15 protein-coding genes are annotated in these 14987 nt (G+C 69.7%); 6 read left to right on the top strand and 9 right to left on the bottom strand.

All coding sequences use genetic code 11. The features are described from left to right. Positions 1–2: 2 nt before the first annotated feature. The 3 genes from J1M36_RS09170 to J1M36_RS09160 form a co-directional block, all read right to left on the bottom strand. A complete protein-coding gene (locus J1M36_RS09170) occupies positions 3–1184 on the bottom strand; it encodes an NRAMP family divalent metal transporter (RefSeq protein ID WP_206479872.1) in 1182 nt (393 codons plus the stop codon). A 371-nt stretch (positions 1185–1555) separates the two neighbouring features. Next, positions 1556–2059 (bottom strand): DUF4870 domain-containing protein, encoded by a 504-nt coding sequence (locus J1M36_RS09165; protein WP_206479136.1) that lies wholly within the window; start codon positions 2057–2059, stop codon positions 1556–1558. Positions 2060–2115: 56 nt separating this feature from the next. Then, on the bottom strand, positions 2116–3690 hold the full coding sequence (locus tag J1M36_RS09160) for a DUF3533 domain-containing protein (RefSeq protein WP_206479135.1): 1575 nt from the start codon (positions 3688–3690) through the stop codon (positions 2116–2118). A 94-nt stretch (positions 3691–3784) separates the two neighbouring features. Between J1M36_RS09160 and J1M36_RS09155 the strand changes: the two genes are divergently transcribed. Then, complete coding sequence (locus J1M36_RS09155) at positions 3785–4471, top strand: TetR/AcrR family transcriptional regulator (protein WP_064846401.1); 687 nt, start codon at positions 3785–3787, stop codon at positions 4469–4471. A gap of 243 nt (positions 4472–4714) precedes the next feature. Further along, a complete protein-coding gene (locus tag J1M36_RS09150) occupies positions 4715–4969 on the top strand; it encodes a hypothetical protein (protein ID WP_206479134.1) in 255 nt (84 codons plus the stop codon). Here the strand turns inward: J1M36_RS09150 and J1M36_RS13115 are convergent. The 3 genes from J1M36_RS13115 to J1M36_RS09135 form a co-directional block, all read right to left on the bottom strand. Continuing rightward, complete coding sequence (locus J1M36_RS13115) at positions 4935–5597, bottom strand: CPBP family intramembrane glutamic endopeptidase (protein ID WP_206479133.1); 663 nt, start codon at positions 5595–5597, stop codon at positions 4935–4937. The two genes, J1M36_RS09150 and J1M36_RS13115, sit on opposite strands and share 35 nt — an antisense overlap. Before the next feature lie 4 nt (positions 5598–5601). Further along, positions 5602–7059, bottom strand: a complete 1458-nt coding sequence (locus tag J1M36_RS09140; protein ID WP_193520088.1) for a tryptophan-rich sensory protein — start codon at positions 7057–7059, stop codon at positions 5602–5604. A 102-nt stretch (positions 7060–7161) separates the two neighbouring features. Beyond that, positions 7162–7617 (bottom strand): Lrp/AsnC family transcriptional regulator, encoded by a 456-nt coding sequence (locus J1M36_RS09135; RefSeq protein ID WP_064846879.1) that lies wholly within the window; start codon positions 7615–7617, stop codon positions 7162–7164. A gap of 373 nt (positions 7618–7990) precedes the next feature. Between J1M36_RS09135 and J1M36_RS09130 the strand changes: the two genes are divergently transcribed. From J1M36_RS09130 to J1M36_RS09120, 3 genes are read left to right on the top strand one after another with little or no spacing between them, the layout of a single operon-like run. Then, on the top strand, positions 7991–9193 hold the full coding sequence (locus J1M36_RS09130; protein ID WP_206479132.1) for a thiamine pyrophosphate-dependent dehydrogenase E1 component subunit alpha: 1203 nt from the start codon (positions 7991–7993) through the stop codon (positions 9191–9193). Beyond that, positions 9193–10203: a transketolase C-terminal domain-containing protein gene (locus J1M36_RS09125; RefSeq protein WP_206479131.1), complete on the top strand. Its 1011-nt coding sequence runs from the start codon at positions 9193–9195 to the stop codon at positions 10201–10203. Before J1M36_RS09130 ends, J1M36_RS09125 begins: the two co-directional genes overlap by 1 nt. 3 nt (positions 10204–10206) lie before the next feature. Further along, on the top strand, positions 10207–11835 hold the full coding sequence (locus J1M36_RS09120; protein ID WP_206479130.1) for a dihydrolipoamide acetyltransferase family protein: 1629 nt from the start codon (positions 10207–10209) through the stop codon (positions 11833–11835). Between the two features lie 106 nt (positions 11836–11941). Here J1M36_RS09120 and J1M36_RS09115 read toward each other — a convergent pair whose 3' ends face one another. Together J1M36_RS09115 and J1M36_RS09110 are read right to left on the bottom strand one after the other, a co-directional pair. Beyond that, complete coding sequence (locus J1M36_RS09115; protein ID WP_206479129.1) at positions 11942–13111, bottom strand: polyprenyl synthetase family protein; 1170 nt, start codon at positions 13109–13111, stop codon at positions 11942–11944. 41 nt (positions 13112–13152) lie between these two features. Beyond that, positions 13153–13761, bottom strand: coding sequence for a LysE/ArgO family amino acid transporter (locus J1M36_RS09110; RefSeq protein WP_064846849.1), 609 nt, complete (start codon positions 13759–13761; stop codon positions 13153–13155). Between the two features lie 124 nt (positions 13762–13885). On the opposite strand from J1M36_RS09110, the gene J1M36_RS09105 reads away from it, so the two are divergent. Beyond that, a complete protein-coding gene (locus tag J1M36_RS09105) occupies positions 13886–14500 on the top strand; it encodes a malonic semialdehyde reductase (RefSeq protein ID WP_064846850.1) in 615 nt (204 codons plus the stop codon). Positions 14501–14506: 6 nt separating this feature from the next. Here J1M36_RS09105 and J1M36_RS09100 read toward each other — a convergent pair whose 3' ends face one another. Then, positions 14507–14980, bottom strand: coding sequence for a MarR family winged helix-turn-helix transcriptional regulator (locus J1M36_RS09100; RefSeq protein WP_064846851.1), 474 nt, complete (start codon positions 14978–14980; stop codon positions 14507–14509). Positions 14981–14987: the final 7 nt, after the last annotated feature.

The following is a 14987-nucleotide window of genomic DNA, read 5'->3' as shown; positions in this document are numbered from 1 at the left end:
GATCAGGACCAGAGCTTCGCGAGGCCTGCCAGGGAGTTCCACGCGAGATACACCGTGAGCAGCCAGGCGAGGACACCCACCACGAGCAGCCACACCGGGTAGCGGTAGCCGTGCAACAGATCCCTGCGGCGCCATGCGACCCACAACAGGATGGCGAAACCGAAGGGCAGGATCAGGGCGTTGAACGCACCGGCGAAGATGAGCAGGGTCTGCGGTGCCTGGCCCAGGAAGAGGTAGGCCACCGCGCACACCGCGATGAAGGCCACGGTGAGCAGGTTCCGGGTGCGCGGTTTGTCCTGGGACGAGGTCACGAAGGAGATGGACGTGAACGCGGCCCCGATGACCGAGGTCAGCGCCGCGGCCCACAGCACCACACCGAAGATCCGTACACCGATCTCACCGGCCGCGGCACCGAAGGCCTCCGCCGCCATGTTGTCGCTCGTGAGGGAGACCCCGCCAGCCACCACGCCGAAGATCGCGAGGAACAACAACACACGCATCACGCACGTGACCAGGATGCCCAGCACGGAACTGCGCGTGATCTCCCGGACGCTCTCCACACCGGTGACTCCCGAGTCGATCATGCGGTGCGCGCCGGAGTACGTGATGTACCCGCCCACCGTGCCGCCGATCAGCGTGGTGATCACCAGGAGGTCGATCCGCTCCGGCAACACCGTGTTCTTCAGCGCCTCCCCCACGGGCGGAGCCGCCACGATGGCCACGTACAGCATGAGCAGGATCATGACGGCGCCCAACAGCACCACGATGCGGTCCAGCGCGAGTCCCGCGCGCTTCGACAGGAAGATCAACACGGCGATCGCGGCGGAGATCCCCCCGCCGATCTTGGGATCCAGGCCCAACATGGCGTTGAGGCCCAGACCGGTTCCCGCGATGTTGCCGATGTTGAAGACCGCACCGCCCAGGAAAACCAGCGCCGCGAGCACCGCCCCGGCACCGGGCAACACCCTCCCGGCCAGTTCCTGCGCCCGGCGACCCGAGATCCCGATGACCCGCCACACGTTCAGCTGCACGGCGATGTCCACGAGGATGGAGACCAGGATGGCGAACGCGAAGGCCGCTCCGAGCTGCACCGTGAACACGGTTGTCTGGGTGATGAACCCGGGGCCGATCGCGCTGGTGGCCATGAGGAACATGGCACCCAACAGCGCGCTGCGGTGGCCCATACCCTTCTGGGCACCCGCTGCGGACGGCGCCCGCTGATCGCGCGGCTGCGGGCGAGGGGAAGCATTGGACATGGACCCATCCAGGGGTTCGCGTGAGCGGGGTCACAGGGTGGCTGACGTCAACACTTTACAGGTTGTTCACCAATCCACCCAGCGGATTGTTGAACAATGATTGCCCCGGACTCCGGGCCGGCCCACCGACCCGGATGTGGGAGAACCACCCGGCGGCGGGCTCCTCCGCCACCGGATGGTTCTCGGGTTCCTCCACTCGCGGCCGGGAGGGGACGGCGCCGTGCCGCCGCGTGCGGATCCGCGCACCTCTCACGGAACCGCGGTGGGCCTGCACGACGCGGGTGATCGACCCCGCACGGTCAGCGCAGGATCGGCAGCTGCAAGGGGTAGCGGTACACCACGCCCCGGCCGGCCCTGACCGCGGCCATGATGTGGCACACGAGCAACAGGACCCAGTACGCGGCGATCAGCAGCAGCCCCACGGGCGAGAGAATCACCGTGAACAGCAGGATCCAGCCCACCAGGTTGACGACCCACATGGTCACGTTGAAGTTGAACGCGCCCGCGGCGGCCGACCGCAGGAACGGGCTCTTGTCCTTGTAGACGAACCACACGATGAGCGGGCCCAGGAAGCCGAGCCAGCCCACGGAGACGATCGCGGCGATCGGGCCCGCGAGGTGGGTCAGCACGGCCACGGTGCGCTCGTCGTCCCGGGGCCCGGAGGAACCCGCGCGGTAGCCGTTGGGACCCTGGGCGTGCGGGCCACCCTGCGCGTACTGCTGGCCGCGGGGGTCGGGCCCGCCGGGGCCCGCGGGTCCCTGCGAGCGGTAGTCGGGACGCGGTTGCTGCGGTTCGTAGCTCATGTCATCTCCGTGGTGTCCGAGCCGGGAAAGCTCACTGGTCGTGTCCTGGCTCCAGCCTAGGCGGAGGCGCCGTCCGGCACGGAGGGGTTATCCGCAGTCTCAGGGAGAGGTTTCTCCCCGTCGGATGCCGCGGCACGGGCGCTGTGCTTGCCGCCGCCGGCGGAGCCGCGCAGACCCACCCACTTGTCGTAGCCCCAACCGCCCAGCACACCCACGAGCAGGGCGAGGGCGAGCATGACGAACAGCCCGATCAGCCCGGTGGTCAGACCGGCCTCCGGGATCGCGTCGAAGAACAGCGCGGAGCGGATGGACGTGAAGATGTGATGCAAGGGCTCGATCGGGGCGATCGCACGGAAGAATCCGGGAACCGCCTCCAACGGGACCACGGCGCCCGCGGAGGGCAGGCCCATGAAGACGAGGTAGACCAGGCACAGCAGCATCCCCACGCTGCCGCCCACGGAGATCAGCGCCAGGACGATGGCCGAGACCGTGGACATTGCGAGCCACCCGAGCAGGAACACGAGGAACCCGTGTGGCACGGGCATGCCCACCGTGGACGCCACCCACATCATGAGCGCGGAGGCCGGGGCGGCCGCGACCACGAACGTCAGCCACTTCATGAGGTAGCCCACGGGGCGGGGCAGCACGGCCCGCTCGTAGTCCTTGAAGAACGGCCCCATCTCGAACGGGGCCATGCCCATGCGCCCATCCATGAGCAGATTGAGCGCCACGGAGCCGGAGAAGCCGACCACCAGCAGCAGGATCGAGTAGTAGAACGCGCTCATGCCCAGGGCGGTGCCCTCGGGGAGGTCGTTGTATGCCTTGGACACCATATTCACGGGGTCCTTGAGGGTGTCCTTGGCCACCGAGCTGACGGTGGGTGAGAGCTCCTTGGCGATCTGCTCGGCGGAGCCCTCCTGGGACTTCTGCACCTGCTGCGCGAACTGCTGGACCTCGGGCCCGCCCTGCGCGGCCTGGCGCTGGAGCTGCTGGGACTGCTGCTGCTGGGACTGCTGCAACTGCTGGAGCACCTTGTTGTAGGCCTGGTCCTCGGCGGGTGCCACGGAATCCGTGAGCTGCTCGCCGAGCTTCTTGCTGGCCTCGCGCACACCGGGTTCCACGGCGCCCGTGGCCAGTCGGGTGCCCAGGGACCCGGCCTGGGGGTCCGTGTAGACGGTGACCTCGGGGCGTGCGGCGTTGCCGCGGGTGAGGGAGCCCTCGATGAGGCTCACGGTGTCCTCGGAGAAGGACTCGGGCACCACCACGGCGGCGTAGAGCTCACCGCGATCCAACTGTTCCCGTGCCTCGTCGATGCTGAGCTGCCGGAGGTCGATCTTGTCCTCCTCCGCGGCCTTGTCCGCGAACTTCTGGACGAGGTCCTTGCCCAGGTTCTCCTGGCTGGCCTTGCCGTCGGCCTGGGGCACCTCCGCGCCCTTGTCCTGGTTGACCACGGCAATGGGGAACTCCTTGAAGTGCTTGTCCGGGCTGGACAGGCCTCCCAGGTAGAGGGCGGTGCCGATCACGCCCACGGCGATGATCGCGAGCATGGGCAGCAGCCAGAACCCGACCTGGCCGAAAGGCCGTCCGAGTCGGGCCCGGAGGGAGTGGGCGGGAGCGTGTTTGGGTGTCACAGGTTTCTCCTGGTGCGAGGAATGCACGACGTGTCTGGGGTTCCTGATCACGATACACTGATGTATCGAGATGTGAAGACGAGGCGATGGATACGTGAGCAACCAGACAGACGCACCCGCTGCGGACCTCTCGGAGGGCACGCGGCCCGTCACGAATGACCCTGCCACACAGCAGGCCGCGGGGGACAGGCGTTCCCGCAGCGCCACGCGGCTCAAACTGATCCGCAGCGCCCCGGCCGTCTTCGCGCGGCAGGGGATCGACGGCGCCTCGGTGAGCGACCTGTGCGCGGCCGCCGGTTTCACGCGCGGTGCGTTCTACTCCAACTTCGAGTCCAAGCGGGAACTCGCGATCCTCGCGTTCGAGGACCTCGCCACCCAGCTCGTGGACACCCTCGGCACGGAGCTGGACCACTGGCTCGGCTCGGGACTGGACGTAGAGGACGTGGTCACCCGCATCATCGAGGGCGTGACGGACCAGGTGGCCAACGTGAACCAGCAGGCCCTGCGCGTGGAACTGTCCCTCGCGGCGTTCCGCTTCCCCGAGGTGCGCCAGCAGATGGCACCCATCCGCGCGCGGGTCTACCACGCCATCGAGCAGGCCCTCGTGCGGGTCGCGCAGACCCAGCGCCTGGAGTTCCTGGTCTCCCCCGGGGACGTGGCCCGCATGCTGCTCACCAGCTACTCGGGCCAGCTCGCGGACCACATGGCCATGGGCGGCTCCGGGCACGGCGCGCAGCAGGTGATCCCCACCATGTGGCTCGCGTTCACGCGCCCCGCCTGATCCCCGACCCCCTGCTCCTCGGGGTGCTCGTCCTGTTGGTGGTATTCCGCAGTTCCGAGCAACTGGCGATCGTCTACGGATTGGCCGTGACGGATACGTTCCTGCTGACCGCCACGCCGTTCTTGGTCTACGCGCACCCCAACACGGCGTCCATGCCGCTGGCGCTGAGCGAGAACGCCCAGTTCAACAGGGTCATCCACGAGAAGGTGTTCATCGCGCACGGTTCCCGCCAACGTCCCGCACATGGCACCTCAGGACGCAGTCACGGTGGATCGCACGGGTGCGGACTCCGATCACAGCACCCAGTTGACCCTGCACTACGGGTTCCTGGACGACCCGGACGTCCCCGCCGGCCCGCGGATCGCGCGTGACCAGGGGGTGGACATCGCCCCGGACATCGCCCCCGGAGGTCCCGCAGCCGCGGGACGACCGGGGGCGATCGAACGCGAGCCGGACGGACCGGTCACACCACGAACGGCAACACGAACAACATGGTGAGCGACCAGATCAGGTGGGTCACGATCCCGGGGACCAGGGAGCGCGTGCGCTCGCGCAGGTACCCCACGAACGCGCCGAGTGCGGCGGCAGCGAGCGCAAGCAGGGGGATGCCGGCCAGGGACGTGACCGCGGTATAGGCGATCGTGGTCACGAGGATCCGGCGGCCCCGCGGGAGCACGCGCCACAGCGCGCCGCGGTAGTAGGTCTCCTCCGCGACGCCGTTGACCGCGGTGGTCAGGGCCACCATGAACAAGCTCCCCACGCGGGCGTGGTTGAGCAGTTCGTGGACGGGCCCGGCCAGGAACGGCACGAGCCGCACCATGAAACCGCCCGCGATGAAAAGCGCCGCCAGCAGCAGACCTCCGATCACCGCGTCCCGCAAGCCCTTGGGGGTGACCTTCCAGGGCAGGCGCTCCCCCGTCATCCGCACGGCGATCGAACTGCCCATGATGTATACCCCCGCGAGGATGAAGGTTGCGGGGGTGAACCACGGGTCCCCGGCGGGGATGCGCAGGGACCACGCGAGACCTGCGGCGGCCAGGAGGCCCGTGATGATCACGACCCACACGGTGCGCTTGCGCGTGGCCTGGGTGGCGTCCCCGTAGGGGCTGACCCGGTACTCGCTCACATCATCACTTCCTGCGCCGATTGAGTGCTCGGAGGGTGTTGGTCAGGACGGCGGCGAACGCGGTCCAGCCCGCGTACGGGCTGAGCACAGCGCCCTTCTCGGGGGACACCTTTGCGCTACGGCGCACCAGGTCCGCGCTGCTGAGTGTCAACAGGACAGACTCCACGGAGGACGCGGTGAGCTGCTTGCGGTGGAAGAACAGGATGCTCCACCCGGCGTTGAGCACCAGGTTGGTCCCGAGCGCGGCGATGTAGGCGCGCTTCTCCTTCTCCTGCTTCTTCTCCCCGAGATCCGCGATGGACAGCGCGCCCACCGCGGCGATGTCCGCGTACAGAGCCGTCCATGCCACGGGGAACAGCCAGGCCGGGGGCTGGAACCGGGGCTTGCGCAGTGTGCGGTACCACCGCGAACCGGGGTCGGTCGCCAGGGAACCGGCCACCGCCGTGGCCGCCACGGCCCCCGCGGTGGTCAGGAAGACGCGGCGCCACCGGCCGAGGTCCTCGTTCTTCACGGCGGCGCGCACCGCGTCGGCGAAGGACGTGTGCCCGCCCTCCGGGGCACCGATGTAATCGTCCAGGTCCCGTTCGTGCAGCACGGTGTCGTGCTGGAGGCTACCGATCAGAGGCCGCGCGAGCCGGGAGCTGATGGGGGTCGCCAGCCCGATCCAGTACGCCGCGAGCTCGGCGGTGGTCACGGGCGCGGTGAGCATGAACCGCCCGCCCTTGCCCACAGCCCGGGCGTACTGGTCCAGCATGTCCGCGTACTCGATGGCGTCCGGACCGCCCACGTCGAACGTGCGGTTCACGTCCGACGGCAGGTCCGCCGCCCCCGCGAGGTAGTGCACCACATCCGCCACGGCGATCGGCTGGATCCGGTTGCGCACCCACTTGGGGGCGATTGCACCCGGCAGTCGCTCGGAGAGGTGACGGATCATGATGAAGGACGAGGACTCGTCCCCGATCACCACACCCGTCTGCAGCGCCGCAGTGGGCACCCCGGAGTCCATGAGCGCCTGCCCCACCTCCACGCGCGAACGCAGGTGATCGGACAGTTGCTCGACCGGTTCGTCCGTGGGGTGCAGTCCCCCCAGGTAGACGATCCGCTGCACGTGGGCGTCGTGAGCGGCCCGCGCGAACGTCTCCGCCATCTCCACTTCTTCCTGTACGAAGTTCTCGGAGTCGCCCATGGAGTGCAGCAGGTACCACGCGACGTCCACGTCCTTCAGGGCGCGGGCGACGTCGCTCGCGTCCGAGGCGTCCCCCTCCACCACTTCCGCGCGGCCGGGTTCTGCGCTCTGCCCATCGGGGACGACAGCGTCCCCCCAGGGGAGGTCGCGCACCTTCTCCGCACTGCGGCTGAGCAGGCGCACCCGCCACCCCCGCTGCAACAGTTCCTGGGCCACCTGGCCGCCAATGTATCCCGTGGCTCCCGTGACCAGGGCGAGCCGTGCGGTCTCAGTCATGCGAACTCCCAACCGTGAACGATCCGTGGATGACCGCGGCGGCCACCCCATCCATGTCGATCGTATGCCGAGCATCCGACGCCACCCACGGGCAGGGCTCCGTCACCCGCGGACGTCCACGTCCTCGAAGATCAGGAACGTCTGCGTGTCCACGACCTCCGGCATGGGCTGGATGCGGTCGAAGATCACCTCCCGCAGTTCCGCCGTGCCCCGGGCGCGCACGAGGAGCATGACGTCGAACGTGCCACCCACCAGTGCGATGTGCTGCACCTGGGGGATCTTGCGCAGCTTCACGCACAGGGACGGCCACGTGTTCTGCTTCAACCGCACTGTCACGTATGCCGAGGCCTCAAGCCCCGCCCGCGCGGGATCGATCACCGCGGTGTAGCGCAGCACCACGCCTTGTTCGTGCAGCCTGCGGATGCGCTCGTAGGCGTGCGCGCGGGAGATGTGGACCTTGGCCGCGAGCGCGGTCACCGATTGCCGTGCGTCCGCCGAGAGTTCCTCCAGGATCCGCCGATCCGTGTCGTCCAGTTCGGGGCGCTCCCGCTCCGCCATCCGGTACTCCTTCTCTGTCATCGTGCCCCGCGGTCCCTCGTCATGGGCCTCGCGCGCCATGACCATGGGCCTCACGCCCCTTCGCGACGGCCCGCGCGCTCCGGGGGCGACGACGCCGCCGCGCCGAGCGCCGTCGTCACCGGTCGCGACGCGGTAGACGAAGCAGCATGACGCACGTCACTACTAAGCATATTGTCCATGAGAGCGGCCCAGAATCACCGTTCGTCCACGAATTTCCCCCGGCGTGGAGACGGGGCGGCCAAATTTTCCATACTGTGCGGACGATATGTCCACCCCGCCCTTCGCTGCACGCTGCCGCGGAACGAGGTGCAGGGCACCACCGAGTTCCACACAGAGAAGAAAGGGACGCACCATGAGCGAGCCCACCCCCGCCGATGGCGAATCCGCCGCCCAGGAGCACACCCCGCCCGTGAATCCGGCGGTGGAGGCCTCCAAGAACTTCGGGATCACCCCCGAGCAGTACATGCTGCCCGCGAGCAGCGAGATCCGGCTGCTGAACCACGACGGCAGCGCGGTCCCGGAGTCCGAGCAGGGTCAGGAGCCCGGCCACGAGTACCCCATGCCGGAGAACTCCCGCCTGCTGGACGCCTACGAGAAGCTCGTGGTGGGCCGGCGCATCAACGACCAGAACATGGCGCTCGTGCGACAGGGCCGCATGGCGGTCTACCCGTCCAGCCACGGCCAGGAGGCCTGCCAGGTGGCGGCTGCCCTGTGCCTCGAGGACGACGATTGGCTGTTCCCCACCTACCGTGACTCCGTGGCCGTGATGTCCCGCGGTGTGGATCCACTGGAGGTCATGAGCACCTACCGCGGGGACTGGCACGGCGGCTACGACCCCCGCAAGTACAAGGTTTCCGTCCAGGCCACTCCGCTGACCACGCAGCTGCTGCACGCCGTGGGCGTGGCCCACGCCGCCAAGCTGCGCGGCGAGAACACGGTGACGTTGGCCATGTGCGGTGACGGGGCGACGTCGGAGGGGGACTTCCACGAGGCCCTGAACTTCGCGGCCGTCTTCCAGCTGCCCGTCCTGTTCCTGGTGCAGAACAACGGGTACGCGATCTCCGTGCCGCTGTCCTCGCAGACGCGCGCGCCGTCCCTGGCCCACAAGGGTGTGGGCTACGGGATGGCCAGTGAGCGCGTGGACGGCAACGACCTCGCGGCGCTGCTCTCCGTCCTGGGCCGCGGCGTGGAGCTGTGCCGCCAGGGCGGCGGTCCGCTGCTCGTGGAGGCCATGACCTACCGCATGCAAGCGCACACCAACGCGGACGACGACACCCGTTACCGCGAGCGCGACGAGGTCAGGGAGTGGGTGGCCAAGGACCCGATCACCCGCATGCAGCGCTACCTCTCCGACCAGGGCGTGCTGGACGACGCCGCGTCCCAACGGATCTCGGAGCACGCCGAGGCCATGGCCAAGCGGCTGCGCGAGGCCATGGCCTCCAAGCCGGAACTGGATCCCCAGGACCTGTTCCGCTTCGTCTACCACGAACCCACGACCCAGTTGCGCGAACAAGCCGCTCAACTGGCCGACGAGCTCTCCCGAGAGGAGGCGTGATGAGCGTTTCGAAAGTCAGTTTCGCCAAGGCGCTGAACACCGCACTCGCGGACGCCATGGAGGCGTCCCGGGAGGTCGTGGTCTTCGGTGAGGACGTGGGGACCCTGGGCGGGGTCTTCCGCATCACGGACGGGTTGACCGCGCGCTTCGGCCGCGAGCGTTGCTTCGACACCCCGCTTGCGGAGTCGGGGATCATCGGCACCGCGGTGGGCATGGCCATGAACGGCATGCGCCCGGTCGCGGAGATGCAGTTCGACGCGTTCGCGTACCCCGCGTTCGAGCAGGTGGCCTCCCACGTGGCCAAGATGCACAACCGGACCCGCGGCAAGCTGCCCATGCCCCTGGTCATCCGCATCCCCTACGGCGGTGGCGTGGGCGGTGTGGAACACCACTGCGACTCCTCCGAGTCCTACTACGCGCACACCCCGGGGCTGAAGGTCTTCACCCCGGCCTCCGTGACGGACGCCTACGTGATGCTGCGCGAGGCGATCGACTCGCCGGACCCCGTGGTGTTCTTCGAGCCCAAGCGGCTGTACTGGTCCACCGCGCAGGTGGACATGGACGAGCTGCGCTCGCAGTACGAGAACGGGACGCTGCCGCGCCGGGAGGGCCACGCCCTCGTCGCCCGCGAAGGCAGTGACGCGACCCTGATCAGCTACGGGCCGTCCGTGCCCGTGTGCCTGGCCGCAGCCGAGGAAGCCGCCCGGGACGGGATGTCCGTGGAGGTCGTGGACCTGGGCTCCGTGGTCCCCTACGACGACGAGACCGTGGCCGCCTCGGTGCGCAAGACCGGGCGTGCCGTGGTCGTGGCCGAGGCCCAGGGCTTCGCGTCCGTGGCCTCGGAGATCGCCGCGCGCACCCAGGAACGCTGCTTCCACTCGCTCGCCGCACCGGTGCTGCGGGTCACGGGATTCGACATCCCCTACCCCTCGCCGTCCTTCGAGCACCACCACATCCCGAGCTCCGAGCGCATCCTGGATGCCCTGGACGACCTGCAATGGGAGGACTGACCCGTGAGCATCAATGTGTTCAACCTGCCCGACCTGGGCGAAGGGCTCACCGAGGCGGACATCCTCCGCTGGCTCGTGGCCGAGGGTGACACCGTCACCATGGACCAGCCGATCGTGGAGGTGGAGACCGCCAAGTCGGCCGTGGAGGTACCCACCCCGTTCGAGGGCGTGGTGCACACGCTCCACGGCGCCGAGGGCGACACGCTGCTGGTGGGCCAACCGCTGATCTCCGTCTCCGACGGCATCGAGGCCCCGGAGTCCGCCGCGGGTTCCGGCTCCGACGACGACGCTCCCGAGCCCACCCACGGGGCCGGGTACCGCGAGGAGGAGCTCGCGGGCACCCGCCCGTCGGCCGAGCTCTCCGTGGACGAGGCCGACCCCGAGGCCGGCGAGGACGAGTCCTCCGGCAACGTGTTGATCGGTTACGGGACGTCCGCCGTGGGATCCTCCCGGCGGCGGCGGCGCAAGCGCGGCGGTCTTGCCGCTCCGGACGGCGCTGCCCCCACGGGCGCGGCTGCCCACACGCACGACGCGCTGACCGCGGCACCCCGGATGGCCCCCACGGTCGTCTCGCCACTCGTGCGCAAGCTCGCGCGCGAACACGGCGTGGACATCACCGCGCTCGAGGGCACCGGCCCGGGCGGTCTCATCATGCGCCGCGACGTCCTCGTTGCGCTCGACCAGGTCGAGGACCAGCGTTCCCGGGCCGACGCCGCCGGGCCGGCTCCCACGGGTCTGGCCACGGCCGGTCCCGCGGCCCCGGGTCTCACGACCGGTGCACCCGTTCCGCCGCCCCCGGCACCGGGTGGACCGGGGGCTCAGGGTGGACCTGCGGGCCTGGCCGGGGCTCCGAAGCCGCCCGCGGCGCCGTCGTCCTCGCCGGAGCTCGGTGGGACGGGTCAGGACGTGGACCCCCGCACGGGGTTGGGCGTGGCCGCCCGGGAGCCCGTCAAGGGTGTGCGCAAGACCATTGCGGACGCCATGACGCGCTCGCGAGGCGAGATCCCCGAGGCCACCGTGTGGGTGGACGTGGACGCCACCGAGCTGCTGCGCTTGCGCGCCGAGCTCAAGGCCGCGGACCCGCAGACCACGCCCAGCCTGCTCGCGCTGATCGCGCGGTTCACGTTGGCCGGGCTGCAGCGGTTCCCGCAGTTGAACGCGCGCATGGACACCGCGCCGGACGAATCCCGCACGATCACCCGGTTCCAGGGCATCAACCTGGGGCTCGCCGTGGAGTCCGAGCGCGGGCTCATGGTGCCCAACCTGCGCAACGCGGACCGCCTCAGCGCCGTGGAGCTCACGGGGGCCATGCGGGAGATCATCGACATCGCCCGTTCCGGCAAGGCCTCCCCCGCGCAGCTGAGTGGTTCCACGTTCACGCTGAACAACTACGGGGTGTTCGGCACGGACGGTGCCACGCCCATCATCAACCACCCGGAGGTCGCGATCCTGGGGATCGGGCGGATCATCGACAAGCCGTGGGTGGTCAACGGTGAACTCGCGGTACGCAAGGTCGCGACCCTGTCGATCGCTTTCGACCACCGCGTGTGCGACGGCGGCGCGGCGGGCGGCTTCATCCGCTTCGTGGCCGACTGCATCGAGAACCCCGTGGGGGCGCTCACGCAGATCTGACGCCCTTCCGGGGTTTGCCGGCGAGAATCACGACGGCGCCCGGGCTTCGGCCCGGGCGCCGTCGGCGTGCACGGGCGGAGAACCATTCCGACCGAGGAATATCCAGTCAGACCGCCGTCTCGCGCTCCAGCCACGCGATGAGGCTCTGCACCAGGGCGGGCGGCAGGTCCGTGACTGCCATGGTGTCCTTCGCACGGCGCACGGCGGTGTCCACCATGCGGGCCACCGAGCGGGCCGCACCGGAGCGGTCGAGGAGGTCGCGGGCGTGGGCGACGTCGTCGTCCCCCAGCGGCTGCCGCACGGCCCGCTCTCGCAGCGCCTGCCACTCCGCAGCATAGTCACCCGCCTCCACGAGGACCCCCGCAACCGTGCAGCGGTCCGGGGTCAGCACGGGCGACGCGCCCGCGGAGCCCGCTTCACCCGCAGCGTCAGGGGAGCCGGCGGCCGCGCGCAGCTCACCGGTGAGCTGGTGGGCCACACCCAGGGAGCGCCCGATGGTCGCCAGGGCGGTGACGTGCGCGGTGGGGGCCCCGCCTAGGACGGCGCCCGCGCGCAGGGGCGCCTCGTAGCAGGGCACCGCAATGGCCAGCCGGATGGCGTCCAGGGCCTTGTCGTGCGGAACGGGCTGGGTGCGCCGGGTCACCTGGGCCACGAGGCGCTCGCCCGCCACGGCGTGGAACACGGACTCGTCGAGGATCTCGAGCAGGCGCAGCATGCGCGTCTCCGGCACTCGGGAGGTGGCGATGAGCCGGTAGGCGCCGGTGAGCGCGAGGTCACCAGCCGCCGAGGTGAGGTCCGCACGGGAACCATCGCGGTCTGCCCACCCGGCAGGGTTGCCCCCGGAGGCCCCCTCCACGGCACCCGGGGCGTGCGCGATCGCACCTTGCACCGCGGCGTCGTCGTGCTGCTGCGGGGACCCCGACGGCACGCGGTCCGCCGCGTGGGCCGCGCGCGTCATTCCCCGCAGACCGTCGGCGTCGGCACGCAGCACGATGGCGGTGTGGAGCAGCTCGAAGGAGGCGGCCACGGCGTTGAGCACCGGGCGGGTGGGTCGCGCGGGATAGGCCTCCACGGAGGTCATGACCAGCTCCTGCTGCAGCCCACGGCCCGCATCCGTGATCTGGGCGATGTGCTCCCACACTCGCTCATAGCCGGGACTCAGATCGGCAGCCCTGCGGCCCGAGTGGGAGAGGAACCCCCGCAGTGCAGAGGTGGGGGTGAACTCCTGGGACCTGCGCCCGGTGCCGCTGCTGGTGTAGGAGGAGGTGGGAGTCATGCCTCCATTCCAGCACACCAGCCGCCGGGGCGGTGCCCGGATCAGACGGCGGGCATCAGCGCCAGCTGGATCGCGATGAACACCATCACCACGCCCACCAGGGCGTCCACGATGCGCCAGGTGAGCGGGGTGTTCAGCACGTGCGACAGCGCCCGGGCCCCCGCGCCCAGTGCGGTGAACCAGATGACCGAGCCAGCGAACGCGCCCCCGGCGAAGATCCAGCGCTGCTCACCGTGCTGGTTGGCCAGGTTCCCCAGGATCAGCACCGCGTCCAGGTAGGCGTGCGGGTTGAGCCATGTGAACGCCAGGGTGGCGAGGACCACGCGACGCAAGGACCCGGCGTCGTCGCCCGAGACGTCCATCGCCTGGGGCTTAAGAGCCGAGCGGAAGGAGGTGACCGCGAAGACCAGGAGGTAGACCACGCCGGCCCAGCGGAAGAGGTTCAGCAGCCAGGGCACGCGGTCGATCAGGAAGCCGATCCCGGCGGTCCCCAGGCCGATCAGGAAGATGTCCGAGACGATGCAGATGCCCACCACCACACCCAGGTGCTCGCGGCGGATCCCCTGGCGCAGTACGAACGCGTTCTGGGCGCCGATCGCCACGATGAGGGCGAGCCCGGTCACCAGTCCGGGAAGGAACGCAGAAGTCACCAGAGCAATGTACAGGTGTGCGTGACGTTGCCGACATTCGACCCCTCACGCGCCGCAACGTGGGTATAGTTTCCGGCGAAATGATTTCGGGTGGCCTGTCCACCCGCCTGATGGAAGGACCCCCATGACGACCGTGACCACCGAGGAACTGCCCCTCGCCATCTCCTCCGAGGACGCCGAGCGCCTGTTCATCGACGCCCGCACCGCGAGCCACTTCACCGAGGAGCCGGTGACCGAGGATGAGAAGCGGGCGATCTACGACCTCACCAAGATGGGCCCCACGGCGTTCAACTCGCAGCCCCTGCGCATCACCTGGGTGGAGACCCCCGAGGCCCGTGAGCGCCTGGTGCAGCACATGAGCGGCGGCAACCAGGAGAAGACCCGCCAGGCGCCGCTGACGGCGATCCTGTCCTACGACGAGAACTGGCACCAGCGCTTCCCCCAGTTCCTCCCCGCCGCCCCGCACCTGCAGGGCATGTACGACGAGAACGAGGACCTGCGCCTGACCAGCGGTAAGGCCAACTCCCACATCCAGGTGGGCTACTTCATCGTGGCCGCCCGCGCCGTGGGTCTGGCCGCCGGGCCCATGACCGGTTTCGACGCCGAGGCCGTGGACCGGGAGTTCTTCGCCGGGACGGGCAAGCGCTCGATCGTGGTCGTGAACCTGGGGCACCCCGTGGCCCCCGCCTACGAGCGCGGCCCCCGCTTCCCCGAGGACGACGTCACCGAGACCCTCTGACCCGGGTCAGTCCCCGCTCGACTCCTGGGCCCGCGCGAGCTTGGCCAACACCGGCAGTGCGGCGTCCAGGAGGTCGAGTTCCTCGGCACTCAATTCGGACAGCACATCCGCGACCCGTTCACTGCGGTGCTGATCCTCACGCGCGAGCACCTCTTCCCCCTGCGGGGTCAGCGACACCAGGACGGCCCGCGCATCGGTGGGGTCCGGATCGCGTTGCACGAGTCCGGCCTTGCTCAGCCGGTCCACGCTCTGCGTGGCCGTGGGGGTGCGCACCCCGAGGTTCGAGGCGATGCTCGTCATGCGGGCACCGCCCGGTTTGAGCATGGTCAACAAGCTGATCTGCTGACTCGTGAGCTCCCGCGCCCCCTCCATGCTGCGTAGGAAGTACACCCCTTGGCGCAGCACCGCACGCAGCCGCGCGGCGCTGCGCAGCATGCGGGCTCGGCGGTCGTCGGCGGCCGGAGCGTGCGAGGAGTCCATGACTCAC

This window comes from Kocuria sp. KRD140 (assembly GCF_017168375.1).
Taxonomy (GTDB): Bacteria; Actinomycetota; Actinomycetes; order Actinomycetales; family Micrococcaceae; genus Kocuria; species Kocuria marina.
The sequence above is the reverse complement of the archived record's forward strand: the minus strand, read 5'-3'. Positions and strand labels throughout refer to the sequence as shown.

Excerpts from the sequence above, each read along its gene's own strand:
- J1M36_RS09165 (WP_206479136.1), bottom strand. The coding sequence starts at position 2,059 with ATGAGCTACGAACCGCAGCAACCGCGTCCCGACTACCGCTCGCAGGGA.
- J1M36_RS09170 (WP_206479872.1), bottom strand. The coding sequence starts at position 1,184 with ATGGGCCACCGCAGCGCGCTGTTGGGTGCCATGTTCCTCATGGCCACC.
- J1M36_RS09140 (WP_193520088.1), bottom strand. The coding sequence starts at position 7,059 with ATGACTGAGACCGCACGGCTCGCCCTGGTCACGGGAGCCACGGGATAC.
- J1M36_RS09100 (WP_064846851.1), bottom strand. The coding sequence starts at position 14,980 with ATGGACTCCTCGCACGCTCCGGCCGCCGACGACCGCCGAGCCCGCATG.
- J1M36_RS09150 (WP_206479134.1), top strand. The coding sequence starts at position 4,715 with ATGGCACCTCAGGACGCAGTCACGGTGGATCGCACGGGTGCGGACTCC.
- J1M36_RS09115 (WP_206479129.1), bottom strand. The coding sequence starts at position 13,111 with ATGACTCCCACCTCCTCCTACACCAGCAGCGGCACCGGGCGCAGGTCC.
- J1M36_RS09125 (WP_206479131.1), top strand. The coding sequence starts at position 9,193 with ATGAGCGTTTCGAAAGTCAGTTTCGCCAAGGCGCTGAACACCGCACTC.
- J1M36_RS09130 (WP_206479132.1), top strand. The coding sequence starts at position 7,991 with ATGAGCGAGCCCACCCCCGCCGATGGCGAATCCGCCGCCCAGGAGCAC.
- J1M36_RS09105 (WP_064846850.1), top strand. The coding sequence starts at position 13,886 with ATGACGACCGTGACCACCGAGGAACTGCCCCTCGCCATCTCCTCCGAG.
- J1M36_RS09135 (WP_064846879.1), bottom strand. The coding sequence starts at position 7,617 with ATGGCGGAGCGGGAGCGCCCCGAACTGGACGACACGGATCGGCGGATC.